The organism is Candidatus Infernicultor aquiphilus (genome assembly GCF_002784285.1).
Classification (GTDB): Bacteria; Atribacterota; Phoenicimicrobiia; order Phoenicimicrobiales; family Phoenicimicrobiaceae; genus Infernicultor; species Infernicultor aquiphilus.
The window spans coordinates 987-1,601 of the sequence record NZ_PFKO01000354.1; the positions used below are offsets into that span (position 1 = coordinate 987).

At 30.9% G+C, this 615-nt stretch carries 1 protein-coding gene; it reads left to right on the forward strand.

Annotation, left to right across the window (positions count from 1 at the left end):
• Positions 1-61: 61 nt before the first annotated feature.
• Positions 62-615 (forward strand): DnaB-like helicase N-terminal domain-containing protein (locus tag COZ07_RS09990; RefSeq protein ID WP_406608418.1); only part of this gene is annotated, 554 nt, incomplete at its 3' end.

Sequence of the window (615 nt, forward strand, 5' to 3'; positions counted from 1 at the left end):
AATAAGATCCCGAAAGATTTTAGTCGTTTCATTAATAATTGGCTGAGGAGGAGTAAGTGAAATGGCTTATACGAATACCCAGATAGAAAAAGTAATAATCGGCTGCCTACTATTAAAAGGCAATTTATATGAAAAAATAATAAATGAAATAAACTGTAATGATTTTTCGTCCCCGCTTTATAAAAGAATATTCCAAATTATCGAAAGGCTTTACAGTAACAATATCAAAATAGATAATATCACCATAAGCGATTACGCTCATAGTAATAATATTTCCGGGGTGGGTTTAGCTGTTTTATACGATATACAGAACATTGTTCCCACAGTGAATGCTTTTGATCAATATCTAAAGCTCTTAAAAAAATATAGTTATGAAAGAAAGATATTAAAATTAACAGAAGATTATAGGCTGGGGAAAATAAATTCCGATAAATTAGAGGATGGGTTGAATAAGATAAAACTTCCGGAAGAGATAAATAAAGAAACCAATAAAGATATTATTTTAAAGGCATTAGATGAAGCAGAAAAAGGAACGGATTTTAAGTTCCCAGATGATTTTGATGACCTGAATAAAATAACCGGAGGCTTTGATAGGGGGGATCTAATTATTGTTGG